General features: G+C 63.8%; 15 protein-coding genes. 10 read left to right on the forward strand and 5 right to left on the reverse strand.

The window, feature by feature from the left end; all coding sequences use genetic code 11:
* Positions 1–23: 23 nt before the first annotated feature.
* Complete coding sequence (gene secA / locus X907_RS04795; RefSeq protein WP_127565889.1) at positions 24–2,777, reverse strand: preprotein translocase subunit SecA; 2,754 nt, start codon at positions 2,775–2,777, stop codon at positions 24–26.
* On the opposite strand from secA, the gene X907_RS04800 reads away from it, so the two are divergent.
* The 3 genes from X907_RS04800 to X907_RS04810 are packed head-to-tail and all read left to right on the forward strand — an operon-like array spanning position 2,776 to position 4,607.
* Positions 2,776–3,975, forward strand: coding sequence for a peptidylprolyl isomerase (locus X907_RS04800; RefSeq protein ID WP_233352528.1), 1,200 nt, complete (start codon positions 2,776–2,778; stop codon positions 3,973–3,975). The two genes, secA and X907_RS04800, sit on opposite strands and share 2 nt — an antisense overlap.
* Before the next feature lie 48 nt (positions 3,976–4,023).
* On the forward strand, positions 4,024–4,443 hold the full coding sequence (locus X907_RS04805; RefSeq protein WP_127565890.1) for a (deoxy)nucleoside triphosphate pyrophosphohydrolase: 420 nt from the start codon (positions 4,024–4,026) through the stop codon (positions 4,441–4,443).
* Positions 4,443–4,607: a Flp family type IVb pilin gene (locus X907_RS04810; protein ID WP_257791279.1), complete on the forward strand. Its 165-nt coding sequence runs from the start codon at positions 4,443–4,445 to the stop codon at positions 4,605–4,607. The genes X907_RS04805 and X907_RS04810 overlap by 1 nt, the downstream gene beginning before the upstream one ends.
* Here X907_RS04810 and X907_RS04815 read toward each other — a convergent pair.
* Entirely contained in the window at positions 4,604–5,527 is a 924-nt protein-coding gene (locus tag X907_RS04815; RefSeq protein WP_127565892.1) for a methyltransferase domain-containing protein, read from the reverse strand. The two genes, X907_RS04810 and X907_RS04815, sit on opposite strands and share 4 nt — an antisense overlap.
* A 47-nt stretch (positions 5,528–5,574) precedes the next feature.
* On the opposite strand from X907_RS04815, the gene X907_RS04820 reads away from it, so the two are divergent.
* From X907_RS04820 to X907_RS04835, 4 genes are read left to right on the forward strand one after another with little or no spacing between them, the layout of a single operon-like run.
* Complete coding sequence (locus X907_RS04820) at positions 5,575–6,300, forward strand: ComF family protein (RefSeq protein WP_127565893.1); 726 nt, start codon at positions 5,575–5,577, stop codon at positions 6,298–6,300.
* 40 nt (positions 6,301–6,340) lie between these two features.
* Positions 6,341–6,607, forward strand: a complete 267-nt coding sequence (grxC, locus tag X907_RS04825) for a glutaredoxin 3 (RefSeq protein ID WP_127565894.1) — start codon at positions 6,341–6,343, stop codon at positions 6,605–6,607.
* Entirely contained in the window at positions 6,607–7,431 is an 825-nt protein-coding gene (locus X907_RS04830; RefSeq protein ID WP_127565895.1) for a carbon-nitrogen hydrolase family protein, read from the forward strand. The genes grxC and X907_RS04830 overlap by 1 nt, the downstream gene beginning before the upstream one ends.
* Positions 7,428–7,856, forward strand: a complete 429-nt coding sequence (locus X907_RS04835) for a DUF1178 family protein (protein WP_127565896.1) — start codon at positions 7,428–7,430, stop codon at positions 7,854–7,856. Before X907_RS04830 ends, X907_RS04835 begins: the two co-directional genes overlap by 4 nt.
* Positions 7,857–8,066: 210 nt before the next feature.
* On the opposite strand, the gene X907_RS04840 is transcribed toward X907_RS04835, so the two are convergent.
* Positions 8,067–8,738 carry a class I SAM-dependent methyltransferase gene (locus tag X907_RS04840; protein ID WP_127565897.1) on the reverse strand — a complete coding sequence of 224 codons (672 nt, stop codon included), beginning with the start codon at positions 8,736–8,738 and terminating at the stop codon, positions 8,067–8,069.
* A 226-nt stretch (positions 8,739–8,964) separates the two neighbouring features.
* Here X907_RS04840 and X907_RS04845 point away from each other — a divergent pair, with 226 nt between their 5' ends.
* Positions 8,965–10,869, forward strand: coding sequence for a peptide MFS transporter (locus X907_RS04845; RefSeq protein ID WP_127569329.1), 1,905 nt, complete (start codon positions 8,965–8,967; stop codon positions 10,867–10,869).
* Between the two features lie 29 nt (positions 10,870–10,898).
* Here the strand turns inward: X907_RS04845 and tldD are convergent, their stop codons facing one another.
* Both tldD and X907_RS04855 read right to left on the reverse strand, forming a co-directional pair.
* Positions 10,899–12,323 carry a metalloprotease TldD gene (tldD, locus tag X907_RS04850; RefSeq protein ID WP_127565898.1) on the reverse strand — a complete coding sequence of 475 codons (1,425 nt, stop codon included), beginning with the start codon at positions 12,321–12,323 and terminating at the stop codon, positions 10,899–10,901.
* Positions 12,324–12,679: 356 nt separating this feature from the next.
* A complete protein-coding gene (locus X907_RS04855; RefSeq protein ID WP_127565899.1) occupies positions 12,680–13,261 on the reverse strand; it encodes a tetratricopeptide repeat protein in 582 nt (193 codons plus the stop codon).
* A gap of 216 nt (positions 13,262–13,477) precedes the next feature.
* On the opposite strand from X907_RS04855, the gene coxB reads away from it, so the two are divergent.
* Together coxB and ctaD are read left to right on the forward strand one after the other, a co-directional pair.
* A complete protein-coding gene (coxB, locus tag X907_RS04860) occupies positions 13,478–14,344 on the forward strand; it encodes a cytochrome c oxidase subunit II (RefSeq protein WP_233352530.1) in 867 nt (288 codons plus the stop codon).
* Between the two features lie 18 nt (positions 14,345–14,362).
* Positions 14,363–15,982, forward strand: coding sequence for a cytochrome c oxidase subunit I (gene ctaD / locus X907_RS04865; RefSeq protein WP_127565900.1), 1,620 nt, complete (start codon positions 14,363–14,365; stop codon positions 15,980–15,982).
* Positions 15,983–16,006 lie beyond the last annotated feature (24 nt).

Raw genomic sequence — 16,006 nt, forward strand, 5'->3', positions numbered from 1 at the left:
AATTGGATTCCGGGCATTCAGAATCAGGACGTCTCCGCGCTGATCGCGCCGTGGCAATGCTTGTACTTCTTGCCTGATCCGCACGGGCAGGGGGCGTTGCGCTGCACCCGGCCCCAGGTGGACGGATCGTTCGGATTGATGGCAGGGGCCGCCGCGCGGCTGACCGCAGGCCCGCGCGCTGCGGTGCGCGGTGCGCCGTCGCCCGAGACCGGCTCGCCGGTTGCCGGATCCACGCGTGAAGCCTGAATGTTCTGCGGCGCGCGCGGCATTTGCGGCGGCGGCGCGGCAGGTTCGACCCGGATCGAGGACAGGATGCGTGTGGTTTCAAAGCGCAGATTGTCCAGCAAGTGCTCGAACAGGGCGAAGGCCTCGCTCTTGTACTCGTTCAGCGGATCACGCTGGGCATAACCGCGAAGACCGATCACCGAACGCAGGGCATCGAGCTGTTGCAGGTGCTCCCGCCAGTTCTGGTCGATCGTCTGCAGCAGCATCTGCTTCTCGATCCGGCGCATCAGCTCCGGCCCGGTATTGGCGGCCTTTTCGGCGTATGCTTCATCGGCGGCTTTAAGCACGCGCTCAAGGATTTCCTCGTTCGCGATACCGTCCTCGGCGGCCCATTCCTTGATGGGCAGTTGCAGGTTGAAGTGCTTTTCGACCTCTTCCTGCAGGCCTTCGGTATCCCACTGGTCGGCATAGGCGCGCGGCGGAATATGACGCTCCACAAGATCTTCGGCGCACTGGTGGCGCATGTCCCTCACCACGTCGGAGACATTTTCCGCCTCCATGAACTCGATGCGCTGCTCGAAGATCGCCTTGCGCTGATCGTTCATCACGTCGTCGTATTTCAGGATATTCTTGCGGATGTCGAAATTGCGCTGCTCGACCTTCTTCTGTGAGGTCTCCACCGCCTTGGACATCCACGGGTGCTGGATGGCCTCGCCTTCCTTCATGCCCATGGTGCGCATGATGGTGTCGAGGCGTTCCGGCGCAAAAATGCGCAAGAGATCGTCTTCCACGGAGATGAAGAATTTGGAACGCCCCGGATCGCCCTGGCGGCCGGTACGGCCACGCAGCTGGTTATCGATCCGGCGTGATTCATGGCGCTCGGTGCCGATCACGTAGAGCCCGCCGGCGTCCAGCGCGATCTTCCGGCGTTCGGCGACCTCTGCCTCGACGGATTTGCGTTTTTCCGAAATCGCCGTGTCGTCTGGCTCGCGACCGGCCTTTCGCTCCTCGCTCAGCCAGTCATTGACCAGGAAGTCGACATTGCCGCCCAGCTGGATGTCGGTGCCGCGCCCCGCCATGTTGGTGGCGATGGTCACCGCGCCCGGAACGCCGGCCTGCGCAATGATGGATGCTTCCTGCTCGTGATAGCGCGCATTGAGCACCTGGTGCCTGATCTTGCGCTTCTTCAAAAGCTCGGCCAGCACCTCGGACTTCTCGATGGAGACGGTACCAACCAGAATCGGCTGGCCGCGCCCATGGGCTTCCTCGATGCTGGTAATGATTGCGTCGTACTTTTCCTTGGCCGTGCGGTAGAGCTCGTCTTCCTCGTCAATACGCTGGACGGGGCGGTTTGTCGGGATTTCAGAGACGCCAAGGCTGTAAATGCCAGCAAATTCCTCGGCTTCGGTCGAGGCCGTGCCGGTCATGCCCGAGAGCTTCTTGTAGAGGCGGAAATAGTTCTGGAAGGTGATCGAGGCCAGCGTCTGGTTCTCAGGCTGGATCTCCACGCCTTCCTTCGCCTCGATAGCCTGATGCAGGCCGTCCGACAGGCGGCGGCCCGTCATCATCCGCCCGGTGAACTCGTCGATGAGCATCACCTTGTCGTCGCGGACGATATAGTCCTTGTCCTTCTGGAACAGCTTGTGAGCTTTCAGGCCCTGATTGACGTGGTGAACGGTGGCGATGTTCTCGATGTCGTAGAGATCGCCTTCGTCCAGCAGGCCGTGCTCGCGCAGCAGCTCCTCGATATGCTCATTGCCTTCCTCGGTGAAGGTGACGGAGCGGTTCTTCTCGTCGAGCGCAAAATCCTCGTCCTTCAGGAAGGGGATCAGCTTGTCGATCGTCTTGTAGAAGTCCGAACGGTCATCGGTGCGTCCGGAAATGATGAGCGGCGTGCGCGCTTCGTCGATCAGGATGGAGTCCACCTCGTCGACAATGGCGTAGGCGTGGCCGCGCTGCACCATTTCGCGCAAGCTGTATTTCATGTTGTCGCGCAGATAGTCAAAGCCCAGCTCGTTATTCGTGCCGTAGGTGATGTCGCAGGCATAGGCGCGGCGGCGCTCTTCATCCAGCATCTGGTTGAGGATGACGCCGGTGGTCATGCCAAGGCGCTCAAACACCTTGCCCATCCATTCGGAGTCGCGCTGGGCCAGATAATCGTTGACCGTCACGACATGAACGCCCTTGCCGGGCAGGGCGTTCAGATAGGCCGCGAGCGTGGAAACCAGCGTCTTGCCTTCGCCGGTCTTCATCTCGGCAATGCCGCCCTCATGCAGCACCATCCCGCCAAGCAGCTGCACATCATAGTGGCGCTGGCCCAGCGAGCGTTTGGCCGCTTCGCGTACCGCTGCAAAGGCTTCTGGCAGCAGGCTGTCCAGTGCCTCGCCCTGCTCCAGGCGTGCCCTGAATTCGCCGGTTTTACCCTGCAGGCCTGCATCGTCGAGCAATTCAAATTCCGGCTCCAGCGCGTTGATCTGATGCACTTTCGGCATCATGCGCTTTACGGTGCGGTCATTTGAGGAGCCAAAGAGCTTGCGGGTAAAAGAAAGCATGTTTTATCAGCCGTCGCGGGGCGAAATGGGTGATCAGGCACGCCGGGCCAGTGTACAAGGCAAATCCGTACATGGCCTGGGCGCCTGTGTGGCGCTGGCCCTGAAGCAGCGCGCTCAAGATCAGGGACTTAAGGAGGCAGGCATAGTGTGTCAATCGAACCGGACCGCCAGACGCTGCAGTATCGGGCTTGTGGCCCTTGCCGGACTGTCGCTGGCAGTGGCCTGCGATACGCAGCAGGACAGGGCCGCTGCGCCCGCAGAGCCCGCCGTACAGGCTGAGGGGCGGGTAGACGTGCTGGCCCGCTTTCTGGCGCTGGAGCCTGCCGGGCCGGAGGATTCCGTGGTGGCCGAGGTCGGGACCACCGTGATTTACGCCTCGGACGTCCGCCGCGAGATCGCCGCGCGCAGCCTGCATGACCACCCAGCAAACGTGGCGCCGTCAGACCCTGTTTTCCAGCAGGTTTTGTCAGAACTGACCGAGCAGCGCCTGCTGGCGCTGGAGGCGCTGCGGCGCGGCATGGACCGCGACATCGAGGCGCGCCGGCGCCTCGCCGCGGCCGAGGAGCGCATTCTGGGCAATATCCTGGTCGAGACCGTCGTGGCCAACTCCATCACGGATGAAGCCATCGAGCGGATTTACCAGGAGCAGAACCGGCTAGCTCCGCGCCTGGAGGAGGTACGCGCCAGCCACATCCTCGTCACCACGCGCGAGGAGGCAGAGGAAGTCGCCCGCCTGCTGGCCGAGGGCGAGGACTTTGCCCAGCTCGCCCGTCAGGTCAGTCAGGACCCCGGTACCCGCCTTGATGGCGGGGATCTGGGCTATTTCACGCGGGACGGCATGGTGCAGGCCTTCTCGCGGCAGGCCTTTGCCACGGAGACGGGCGAGACTTCCGAGCCCTTCCAGACCGATTATGGCTGGCATGTGCTGCGGGTCACTGACCGGCGCGTGCAGCCCCGGCCCGGCCTTGAATCGCTGCGCGGCAATATCGTGCGCTTCCTGACACTGGAGGGGATACAGACCCTGCTGGACACGGTGCGCCAGACCTATCCGGTCACCCGCAGCGGCGTGCCCGCCCCCTCCCAGATCCGCGCGCCCGGCCCCGTGCCCCCCGGTGACCCGGAAGATTCCGGCGAGGAAGAGCCCGATGACATGGATGCGGACGAGGCGGATGCGCCCGGAGAGATGCCGCAGCGTTAGGCTCGCGCTAACCGTGTCCACACACTCCGATTTAACGAAGGATCAGCCATGATGCCCGCTGAGAAAGCCCACCTCTTGCTGGTGGCGGCGTGCGCGCTCATTGACCCCGATGGCCGGGTGCTCATCGCGCAGCGCCCTGAAGGCAAGGCATTTGCCGGGCAATGGGAGTTTCCCGGCGGCAAGGTGGAACCGGGCGAGTACCCCGAGGCAGCCGTCGTACGCGAGCTGCGCGAGGAACTGGGAGTGGAGCCATGCGAGCGTTGCCTTCAGCCCTTCGCCTTTGCATCCCATCCGCTGGAGGACGGGCGTCATCTGCTGATGCCGCTTTATGTGTGCCGCAAATGGGACGGCTTCCCGGACCCGAAAGAGGGCCAGCAAATCGCCTGGGTGAAACCGCACGATTTGAGCAGATATGCGCTTCTGCCCGCCGACATTCCCTTGGCCGCCGAGCTGCGCGACCGTCTCTGATCGCCGATACCAGAGGCGCAACCGCCATTGAGTACGCCTTGATGGTAGGCCTGATCGCCCTCGCCATCATCGGCGCGTTGACGTTCGTGGCGGGTGGCAATGGCGGCATGTGGACCCGCGTCCAGACCGAGGTCACCAGCGCAATGTCGGGTGAGGGGGGCTAACCCGCCTTCTCGCCCGCACCGCGCTCCTTAACCCCCAGAGCATCGGCGAGGCGCACTTTCGCCGAGCCGGGGCGCAAGGGTTTGGGCTGGCTCTCATGGGGCGCCCAGCCCGCCGCGTGCAGGATTTCAAACTTCGCCGGAATGCGGCCATCGGCTTCGGCGAAGCGCTCTGAATAGACTTGCGCGGTCTTCACGAAGAATTGCCGGTGGGCGGGTGTGCGCGGGCGGCTGGCGAGCACGCTCGTCTCGCCCATGCGGCGCAAATCGCGCATCAGCACGAAGGCATTGCCATAGCGCACGCTCAGCCGGTCCACGTCCGATACCGGCATGGCAAAGCCTGCGCGCGCCAGCAATCCTGCAAGGTCTACCGTGTCGGCGAAGGGCGAGACGCGCGCCGAGACCTGGCCGTAGATTTCGTCCTCTGCGGCCATGAGGGACTGGCGCAGCTCGGTCAGCGTCGCTCCGCCCAGCATGGCGCAGGCAAAGAAGCCGTCGGGTTTGAGCGCCCGGTTGATCTGGATCAGCGCGCCAACGAGATCATTCGTCCAGTGCAGCGAGAGGCAGGAGATTACCAGATCGACGCCTTCGTCGGCTATCGGCAGGCGCTCCTCGTCCATCACCAGTGCCGCGCCTGGTGCTTTGGCGGCCATGGCGTGCGATATATCCGCCTCGATCAGTGTTCCGATTTTCGAGGCGAGTTCCGGCCTCGCCGCGATGGCCCGGCCCACCGCGCCCGCTCCGCCGATCACTAGCGCGCGGTCAAACGTGCGGTTCACCGCCATCAGCCGGTCGGCCAGATCGTCGGCGGCACGGCTCGCCAGAAAGGCAAATTCCTCATAGCCTCTTGCCGCACGGGTCCGCCGCTGGCGCAATAGCGTGCGGTCAAACAATAGAGGCGGGGTGTCAGAGGATGATGCCATGGGGCGGATATGGACCGGCGCGCCTCGCGAGGGAAGCCTCGCGGGTGATGAGGGGCGTGGCCGACCTCATCTGGCCGCCGGTGTCCCTCCTCTCCTACGAGCCGGTATCGGCCCATGGCCAGCTATCGCCTGCCGACTGGTCGAAGATCGTTTTCCTCGACGATCCGCAATGTGCCGCGTGCGGGTTTCCGTTCGACTGGCCGCCGGGCGAGGGCGCGGTGTGCGGGCCTTGCGCTGCGCGTGCGCCCGCGTTTGATACCGCCCGCTCTGCCTTCGTCTACACGCCGGAAAGCCGCCGTCTCGTCCTGTCGCTGAAACATGGCGGGCGGGTGGACGGGCTTGCCGCCTTTGGCGGCTGGATGCGCCGGGCGGGTAGGGACATGCTGGCAGAGGCCGATTATCTGGTGCCTGTGCCGCTGCACCCGCGCCGCCTGCGCCAGCGCCGCTTCAACCAGTCGCTATTGCTGGCACAATCACTGGCAAAGCTCTCCGGCGTGGCCTGTGACCCGCATATTCTCATGCGCCGCCGCCCGACACCCAGCCAGGGCGGGCAGAGCGCGAAGGGCCGCAGGCGCAATGTGGCGGGGGCCTTTGCGGTGCGTGACGCGGCCAAACCCCGCATCAAGGGCGCAAAGCTGATCCTGATTGATGACGTCTACACCACAGGGGCGACGCTGGAGGCGTGTGCGCGTGCCCTGAAACGGGCAGGCGCGGCGCGCGTTGATGCCCTGACGCTTGCGCGCGTTGTCAGAACCAGCGACGTGCTTACATAAGCGCGAGACCTGATTTTGCTGATTCACGAAAGCTAAGCCCATGACCCCGCCCGCCATCACCATCTACACTCGCCCTTTCTGTGCCTTCTGCTCGCGCGCGCTGTCGCTGCTGGCGGAGAAGGGCGTGGCGTTCAAGGAGATCGAGGCGGGCTTCGACCCGGCCTTGCGCGCCGAAATGCAGCAGCGTTCGGGCCGCAATACCTTCCCGCAGATTTTCATTGGCGAGACTCATGTGGGCGGCTGCGATGATCTGTTCGCGCTGGAAGCCGAAGGCAAGCTTGATCCCATGCTGAAGGCTGGTGCGTGATGGCGAAAACCAAAATCGCCCTTGTCCAGATGCGTTCCGGCACGGATCCGGATCGCAATATGGACGCTGCCGAGGCTGCGATCCGTCAGGCGGCGGGCGAGGGCGCCAAGCTGGTGGCAACGCCGGAAGTGACCAATCTGGTGCAGAAGGATGCCAAGGCTCTGTTCGAGACCTTGCGTGCGCCGGACGAGGATGAGGGCGTGAAGCGCCTCGCGGCGCTGGCCTCCGAACTGAAGATCGACGTGCTGGCGGGTTCAATGGCGTTGAAGGGCATAGATGGCCGGGCGGTGAACCGCTCCATGCTGTTCGGCCCGGACGGGGCGCTCAAGGCCCATTACGACAAGATCCACATGTTCGATGTCGCCATCGGCAACGGTGAAGTCTGGTCGGAGAGCACCAATTACGCGCCCGGCAGCCGCGCCGTAATAGCCGAGGCGGCGGGCATGAAGCTGGGCCTGACCATCTGCTACGATGTGCGCTTTGCCTATCTCTACCGCGCGCTGGCGATAGGCGGGGCGGTCGCGATCACCGTACCGGCCGCTTTCACCCGCCCGACCGGCAAGGCGCACTGGGAGTTGCTCTTGCGCGCCCGCGCCATCGAGACCGGCAGCTTCATCCTCGCGCCTGCGCAGGGCGGCACGCATGAGGACGGCCGCAAGACATGGGGCCGCTCCATGGTGGTGGGGCCGTGGGGCGATGTGATCAGTGTTCTGGACCATGACGAGCCGGGCATTCTCTATGCCGAAATGGACACGGAAGACGCGCTCTCCGCGCGCCAGCGTATCCCGGCGCTCAAAGGCGGGCGGGAGTTTACAGGCCCATGATCCGCTACGCCCTGCAATGTGATGAGGGCCATGGCTTTGAGGGCTGGTTCTCCTCCAGCGAGGATTATGAAAGCCAGGAAGAGCGTGGCCTGGTCGAGTGCCCGCATTGCGGCTCGGTCGCTGTCACGCGCGCCGTGATGGCTCCTGCTGTGCGTACCACCAAGGGCCGGGAAACCAGCACCAATGGCGAGCCGGACATGGAAGCGGTCGCCCGCAAGGTGCGCGCTCATATCCGCAAGAATTACGATTATGTCGGGCCGGACTTCGCATCAGAAGCCCGCGCCATCCATGAGGGCGAAAAGCCTGAACGCCTGATCTATGGCGAAACGACGCCGGAGGAACGCGCAAAGCTCGCCGAAGACGGCGTGCCGTGCGCGCCTCTGCCGGAACCCTTTGCGCCCACCCCGCCCAAGAAGGCGAATTAGGGGTTCTCATTCACTTGTCATCCTCCGGCCGAGCGCAAGCGAGGTCCGGGGGACCCATGCCTGCAACGCGATTTCCTCCCCCGTTTACGGGGGAGGTGTCGAGCGCAAGCGAGACGGAGGGGGGAACATTTCTGAGTTATCCCCCCCCCTCGGCCTTTCAGGCCACTCCCCCCGTAAACGGGGGGAGAAACCCGCTCGTACGTTGTTGCCCTACCGGCTCACCAGCCACTCCAGCAGGAAAGGCGTATCGGCATAACGCTCGCGCAGCTTTGCAGGGGCGTCCGGCCCGAAATCGCGGCCCCGCCATTCGGTACAGTCCGCTACCGTCAGATCAGCGCGACGGAAGGCGGCGAGCCAGTCTGAAAAGCTGTGCGGATGGCTTGGCATGTGGATGTCGTGATCACCGTCCGGGAAATGCGCGCCTTTGCCCGACAGCGTCATGAAGGGGTGGATTTCGAGGATCAGCGCAAACCCGCCGGGCCGGACAATGCGCGCGAGTTCAGCGGCTGGCTCGTCCAGCCTCTCCACATGCTCATAGGCAAGGCTGACCAAAGCGGCGTCGAAACGGCCGGTTTCAACGGGCAGGGGCAGCGTGATGTCGTGCTGGACCAGGCTGGCATCCGGTGCGGCGTCCTTCGCCTTTTCCAGCATGCCAGCCGAAAGGTCGCAGCCCCATAGTTCAGCGGCGCCGGCACGCGCCAACGCGGCCAGATTGCGTCCGGTGCCGCAGCCAAGCTCTGCCGCCGATTTGCCGGCGAACCGCTCCAGATGGCGTTCCAGCGCCGCCGTGGCGGCATAGACCATCGGATTGTCGAACGCGTCATAGCTCGCCGCCCAGCGGTCATAGGCGGCTTCAACATCAAGGAATATACGGTTTGTCATGGGTCGTGCTCCATCGCAGACCGGAGACCGTCCGGCGCGGGGCACTTAGTTTTCGCATGGTCACAGCCAGCGGCTCCACCAGAGCAGCGCCCTGCATATACCTGCGCACTGCGCCTTTCAATACGCTCCCCACCTTGCCGTCAGCGCCGGAGCGTGATCCTGTTGCGCACATCAGGATCAGGGCAGTCCGCGAGACGGACGCCCGCGTCGGGGACAGGACATGGTCATCAATATCGTTGTTGCTATCGGCATTCTCATCACTCTGGTGACGGCGGTGCCGGTCTTCACCCAGATGGCGAAGCACCCCAAGGGGCTGCACATCCTCTTCTTTGCCGAGATGTGGGAGCGCTTCTCCTATTACGGCATGCGGGCCCTGCTCATCTTCTACCTGACCCAGCACTTCCTCTTTGATGACGGGCGGGCCAGCACCCAGTACGGGGCCTACACCTCGCTGGTCTACCTCCTGCCGCTGATTGGCGGCTTCGTGGCAGACCGTTATCTCGGCAACCGCAAGGCCATCGCTTACGGGGCGCTATTGCTGGTCGCCGGACACCTTGCCATGGGCATTGAGGGGCGCCCGTCAGAGGAAGCGCTGCAATATGAGGGCGCATCCTATTCGCTGGTGGCTGAAGGGCGCGGGGGCTTGCGCACGGTCCAACTGGAAGTGGATGGCGCGCTCTATGATTTCTCGGCCAACCGGGAAGGTGATCTGGTGATCGCCGGCCTGCCGATGGGCGCCAGCCTGCCCGCCACACTGCCCGCAGGCAGCTTCGAGACGGAAATCACCTATCAGGACCAGCGCGGCCTCGCCATTCTCTATCTTGCTCTCTCGCTCATCATCATGGGCGTTGGCTTCCTCAAAGCCAGCATCTCCTCCATCGTCGGCCAGCTCTATGACGAGCATGATCCGCGCCGCGATGGCGGGTTCACGCTCTACTATTACGGCATCAATCTGGGGGCGTTCTGGGCGGCGATATTGTGCGGCCTGCTGGGCGAGACGGTCGGCTGGTGGGCCGGTTTCGGCCTTGCAGGCCTTGGCATGCTGCTGGGCTTCATCGTCTTCGTGCGTGGACGGCTGGCCTTCTTCCTGCCGGGCAAAAACCTGCTCGCCAATGTCGGCAATCCGCCGGACATGGCGGCCCTGAAAGCGCGCGTGCTGGGCCCGCTGAACCGCGAGACCGTGATCTACCTTCTGGGCATTCTCGGCGTCGGCGTCGTCTACTGGCTGATACAGGCCCACCAGGTGCGACTGCCGGTTCCAGGCCTTGGCGGGATCGACGCCATGCTGCTTCTGCTGATCGCCGGGGCGGCGGTATTTCTGGGCTATATCAGCTGGTATATGGGCGCGAAATGCACGCGCGAGGAAGGGCAGCGCCTCCTGCTGGCGCTCGTTTTGATCGTTGTGTCGGTGGTGTTCTGGGCGCTGTTCGAGCAGGCCGGTTCCTCGATGAATTTGTTTGCCGCGCGCAACACCAATCTGGAGCTGGCGCCGCAGCGCCTGATCGAGCTTGGGCCGATCACGCTCGACATGGCGCTGACCGCCTCGCAGACGCAATCCTTCAATGCGGGCTTCATCCTGATCTTCGCCCCCTTGTTTGCAGGCCTGTGGGCCTTCCTCGCGAAGATGCAGCGTAATCCCAACACCCCGCTGAAATTCGGCCTGGCTCTGGTGCAGGTGGGGCTCGGCTTCCTCGTGCTGGTCTGGGGCGTGCAGTTCGCGGACGACGCGTATCGCGTGCCGCTCTTCTTCCTCGCTCTGGCCTATCTTCTGCACACCACCGGCGAGCTTTGCCTGTCTCCGGTGGGCTTGTCAGCCATCACCAAGCTCTCCCCGGCGGCGGTGGTCAGCTTCATGATGGCGGGCTGGTTCCTGTCCAGCGCCTTTGCCCAGTATGTCGGCGGCCTTATCGCGGCCCTGACCGCTACCGATACGGTGGCGGGGCAGGTGCTCGATCCGGAACGCGCGCTGGCAGGCTACGCACAGGTCTTCGGGGTGATCGGCCTCATCGGCATTGTGCTGGGCGTGGTGATGGGTGCAGCGAGTTTCTGGCTGAAGGCGCTGGGCCACGGACGGGCCGAAGACCAGATGCCAGCCCCGTCCGAGCCGGGGCCCGAAATGCCGGTGCGGTAAAGAGCCCGGGCCGTTGGAGGGTGACGGGCTTAGCCCGCCCCGCCAACAGTGATCCCGGCGATTTTCAGGGTCGGCTGACCAACGCCAACGGGCACGCCCTGGCCTGCCTTGCCGCAGGTGCCGACGCCGGGATCCATCGCAAAATCATTGCCGATCATGGAGATGCGGGTCAGCGCGCTCGGCCCGTCACCGATCAGGGTTGCGCCCTTGATCGGCCCGGCAATCTTCCCGCCGCGCACGCGGTATGCTTCCGTGCAGCGGAAGACGAACTTGCCAGACGTGATGTCCACCTGCCCGCCGCCGAAATTGGCGGCATAGATGCCATCGTCGAGGCTTTCGAGGATCTCTTTCGGATCGTGCTCCCCGGCGGTCATGATCGTGTTGGTCATGCGCGGCATGGGTGCGTGGGCATAGCTTTCGCGCCGTCCATTGCCGGTCGGCTCCACGCCCATCAGGCGGGCATTCATCCGGTCCTGCATGAAGCCGACCAGAATACCGTCCTCGATCAGCGTGGTGCGGCCCGTCGGCGTGCCTTCATCATCAATGGTCAGCGATCCGCGCCGATTGGGAATGGTGCCGTCATCAATGACGGTCACGCCCGGCGCGGCGACGCGCTTGCCGACGCGGCCGGCAAAGGCGCTGGTGCCCTTGCGGTTGAAATCACCTTCAAGGCCGTGGCCCACCGCCTCGTGCAGCAAAATAGCCGGCCAGCCTGCGCCCAGCACCGCCTCCCATTCGCCTGCAGGGGCGTCCACCGCTTCCAGATTGACCTTGGCGACCCGCAGCGCCTCGTCAGCGAGGCCCTGCCAGCTTTCAGGTGACAGCCATTGGGAGAATTCGGCGCGGCCACCGGCCCCGGCGCTGCCGCTCTCGCGCCGTCCATTGCGCTCCACCGTGACAGAGACATTCAGGCGCACCAGCGGGCGCACATCATGGGCCATATAGCCATCGGCGCGCACAATGCCGATCACCCGGCGCGAGGCCGAGATGGAACAGCCCACCTGCACCACTTCAGGATCGCGCGCGCGCAGCCAGGCGTCGATCTCGCCCAGGAGGGCGGCTTTCGCCTCAAAGCCCGGCTCGCCTATCACATCGACATCATCATAGAGCTTCACATTGGTGCCGTGCGGGGGCGGCGCCATCACCGCATTACGGCCCTGCCGCGCGGCGGCCGCCGTTTCGCCAGCGCGTTTGAGTGAGGCAAGGCTTACATCGTTGGAGTGCGCAAAGCCGGTCGTCTCGCCAAACACGCCGCGCAGGCCAAAGCCGCGCCCGGCATCAAAGCTCGCCGCTTTCAACCGTCCATCGTCAAAAGCCAGCGTCTCGTTGGCTTCGGTTTCCAGAAAGAGCTCGCCATCGTCCGCGCCGGAAAGGCTGTCGCGCAGCACGCTGATCGCATCATCGGCATCGAAGGCAAAGCCGTCGAACGGGTCGGTGGAAGGCGTGCTGGCCATGAGGCTCTCCTGCTGGGTCATTCACACCCAACATAGGCATGCGCGGAAGGCTTATCGACCCCGCTCTCGCAGGTCTTTTCCTGATGCTCAGCCCATCCCCCGCCTCTGCGGGGGCAGGCCGGGCTTCGCGCCATTTACTGCCCCGCTGGTCCAACCGGGGTCCCCCGCCGCGCCTGTCCCCGTGAAAACGGGGAACGGGGGACCCATGGACAAGCCCGGTGGCTGGAAAAATGGACCCCGGCTCTGGGGCCGGGGACCCGGTGGAGAGGCAAGCGGGATGTCAGACAGGCCGCATGGCGGCCTGAAAAGCGCGATCCCCGGCTACGATCGGGGGATGCGTTGCGGAACTAACTTCCTTAAGGCTGATGCCTTGCAAAGCGGCGCGGCTGGGCGGCCAGCAGCGCGTTTTCCGGGGCGAGGCGGGCCGCTTCGCGATAGGCTTCGTAGGCCGCGTCATACTGGCCAAGCCGCTCCAGCGCGATGGCGCGGTTGAAATGGGCCAGATGAGACGGCTCCAGCCCCAGCTCCAGCGCGCGGCGGGCCGACGCTTGCGCGCCGTTGAAATCGCCCGTGCGGATCTGCGCCGCCGACAGTGTCAGGTGCAACTCAGGCAGCTCGTTCAGCAGGCCCTGTGCAGCCATCAGATCACTCATCGCCGCGCGCCCGTCTCCACGGGCTGCTGAGAGCGCCGCGCGATTGATCTGGAGCCGCGCGCGTTCCTCTTCGCCCAGCGACGAATCGCGCAAGGCAAAGTCACACGCACCCAGAGCCCTGGAATTCTCACCGCCGCCGCGTGCGGCATGTTCGCACTCGGAAATGGCCGACCGGACCGCCGGGGAGCGCTCCTGTGCCAAGGCTGCAGGCGCCTGGGCGATGCAGGCGGCAAGGCCTGTAATTGCGGCAAAACGGGCCAGCGTATGTGGAATTCGGGTGTCCATGACGCCTCCGGCGCTTGAGATTTTGTTCGTGTAAGGCTAGCAGACAGCGCAAGCCCGCATCAAACCGATTGTCCGGGCGGCACTGAACATTGTGAATGCCTTGCGACAAAAAGGCGCTCATATCGCACTGACACCGGCGCTGGCTGGTTCTATATTCCGCCGCACGAAGCAGGCAAACCGGCCTGCAGGCTGCCAGATACGACTCTTGGGGGTTCCATGCGTTTGAAGCTCATAGCCGGAGCTGTTCTTGCCGCCGCGATGACCGGCGCGGCATCAGCAACGATTGTCGGCGCGCCGGTAGATCGCGGGCTTGGCCTGCAAGAGGCCGCGACGCCGGTGATGGAGAACATCGTCTCCTTCCATAACCTTTTGCTGTGGATCATCACGGCGATCTGTATTCTGGTGCTCGGCCTGATCATCTGGATCGCCCTGCGTTACCGCGCCAAGGCGAATCCGGAGCCGAAGAAGTTCAGCCACAACACGCTGATCGAGATCATCTGGACGGCTGTGCCGGTTCTCATCCTGATCGTGATCGCGGTGCCCTCCTTCCGCCTGCTCTACTTCCAGGACGTGATCCCGGAGGCCGACTTCACCATCAAGGTGACCGGCAACCAGTGGAACTGGACCTATGAATACCCCGACCATGGCGGATTCGAGTTCGTCTCCAACATGCTTGAGGACGGCGAGATCACCAGCGAAAACTGGGATCAGCTGCGCCTTCTGAGCACGGATGTGCCGATTGTCGTGCCGTCAGGCGCCACCGTGCGCGTGCAGGTTACGGCCTCTGACGTCATTCACTCCTGGGCCGTTCCGGCCTTCGGCGTGAAAATGGACGGCATTCCCGGCCGTCTGAACGAAACCTGGTTCCTTGTGCCGGAAGGCCGCGAGGGCATCTATTTCGGTCAGTGCTCGGAAATCTGCGGTATCCGCCACGCCTTCATGCCCATCGAGGTGCATGTGGTGCCTGAAGAGGTCTTCACCGCCTGGACCGAAGCGGCCAACGCCGATCCGTATGCTGCGTCCAGCGTTCTTGTGTCCTATTACGCCAGCCAGCGCGCCACCCGCGTCGCGGCGGCCCAGTAATCCCCGGAGAGGATCATCATGTCGGCTCAAGCTGCTGAACATCACGACGATCACACCCCCAGCATCTGGGACTGGAAGCGGTGGGTCTATTCCACCAATCACAAGGACATCGGCACGATGTACCTGATCTTCGCGATCTTCGCGGGGGTTGTCGGTGGTGCCATGTCGGGCCTGATCCGCTGGGAACTTGCCGAGCCGGGTCTTCAGGTCTTCAACAACGGCTTCTGGGGCAATGAGCACAACTACAATGTGATCATCACCCTGCACGGCCTCATCATGATCTTCTTCATGGTCATGCCGGCCATGATCGGTGGCTTTGGCAACTGGTTCGTGCCGATCATGATCGGCGCCCCGGACATGGCCTTCCCGCGCCTGAACAATATCTCGTTCTGGCTGCTGCCCTTCTCCTTCGCGCTCATCCTCCTGTCGATGTTCGTGCCGGGCGCTGGCGGTGATGACGGCTTCGGCGGGGGCTGGGTGATGTATCCACCCTTGTCTACCACCGGCCATGGCGGGCCAGCCTTCGACCTGGTGATCCTGTCACTGCACATTGCCGGTATCAGCTCGATTCTGGGTGCCACGAACTTCATCACGACCATTTTCAACATGCGCGCGCCGGGCATGACCCTGCACAAGATGCCGCTGTTTGTCTGGTCGATCCTGGTGACCGTATTCCTGCTGCTGCTGGCCGTTCCGGTACTGGCGGCTGCGCTGACCATGCTCATCACCGACCGTAATTTCGGGACGACCTTCTTCGATCCCGCAGGCGGCGGCGACCCGGTCATGTTCCAGCACCTGTTCTGGTTCTTCGGTCACCCGGAAGTGTACATCCTGATCCTGCCGGGCTTCGGCATGATCTCCCACATCGTGTCGACCTTCTCGAAAAAGCCTGTGTTCGGCTATCTCGGCATGGCCTACGCCATGGTCGCGATCGGCTTTATCGGCTTCATCGTGTGGGCGCACCACATGTACACCGTCGGCATGGACGTGAACCTGAAGGCCTATTTCGTGGCCGCCACGATGATCATCGCGGTGCCCACCGGCATCAAGATCTTCTCCTGGCTGGCAACGATGTGGGGCGGTTCGATTTCCTTCCGCACGCCCATGCTCTGGGCCATCGGCTTCATCTTCCTGTTCACCGTTGGCGGTGTGACGGGTGTGGTGCTGGCCAATGCGGGCGTGACCACCTCGCTGCACGACACCTATTACGTGGTGGCCCACTTCCACTACGTGCTGTCGCTCGGCGCCGTGTTCGCGATCTTCGCCGGCTTCTACTACTGGTACGAGAAGATGTTCGGGGTGAAGTACAACTCCGTCCTCGCCCGGACCCAGTTCTGGCTGTTCTTCATCGGCGCGAACGTGATCTTCTTCCCGCAGCACTTCCTGGGTCTGCAGGGCATGCCGCGCCGTTACCCGGACTATCCCGATGCGTTCGCCTTCTGGAACTACGTGTCCTCGGTCGGCTATCTCATCATGGCTCTGGGCATGCTGGTCTTCTTTGTGCTGCTGATCGAATCCATCGTTCGCCAGCGCAAGGGTGAAGCCAATCCGTGGGGCGAAGGCGCGACCACGCTGGAGTGGACGCTGTCTTCTCCGCCGCCCTTCCACCAGTTCAACGAGCTGCCCCGCATCAAGTAGGCGGATCGCTGAACCAGCTAAGGT

Source organism: Glycocaulis alkaliphilus (assembly GCF_004000605.1).
Classification (GTDB): Bacteria; Pseudomonadota; Alphaproteobacteria; order Caulobacterales; family Maricaulaceae; genus Glycocaulis; species Glycocaulis alkaliphilus.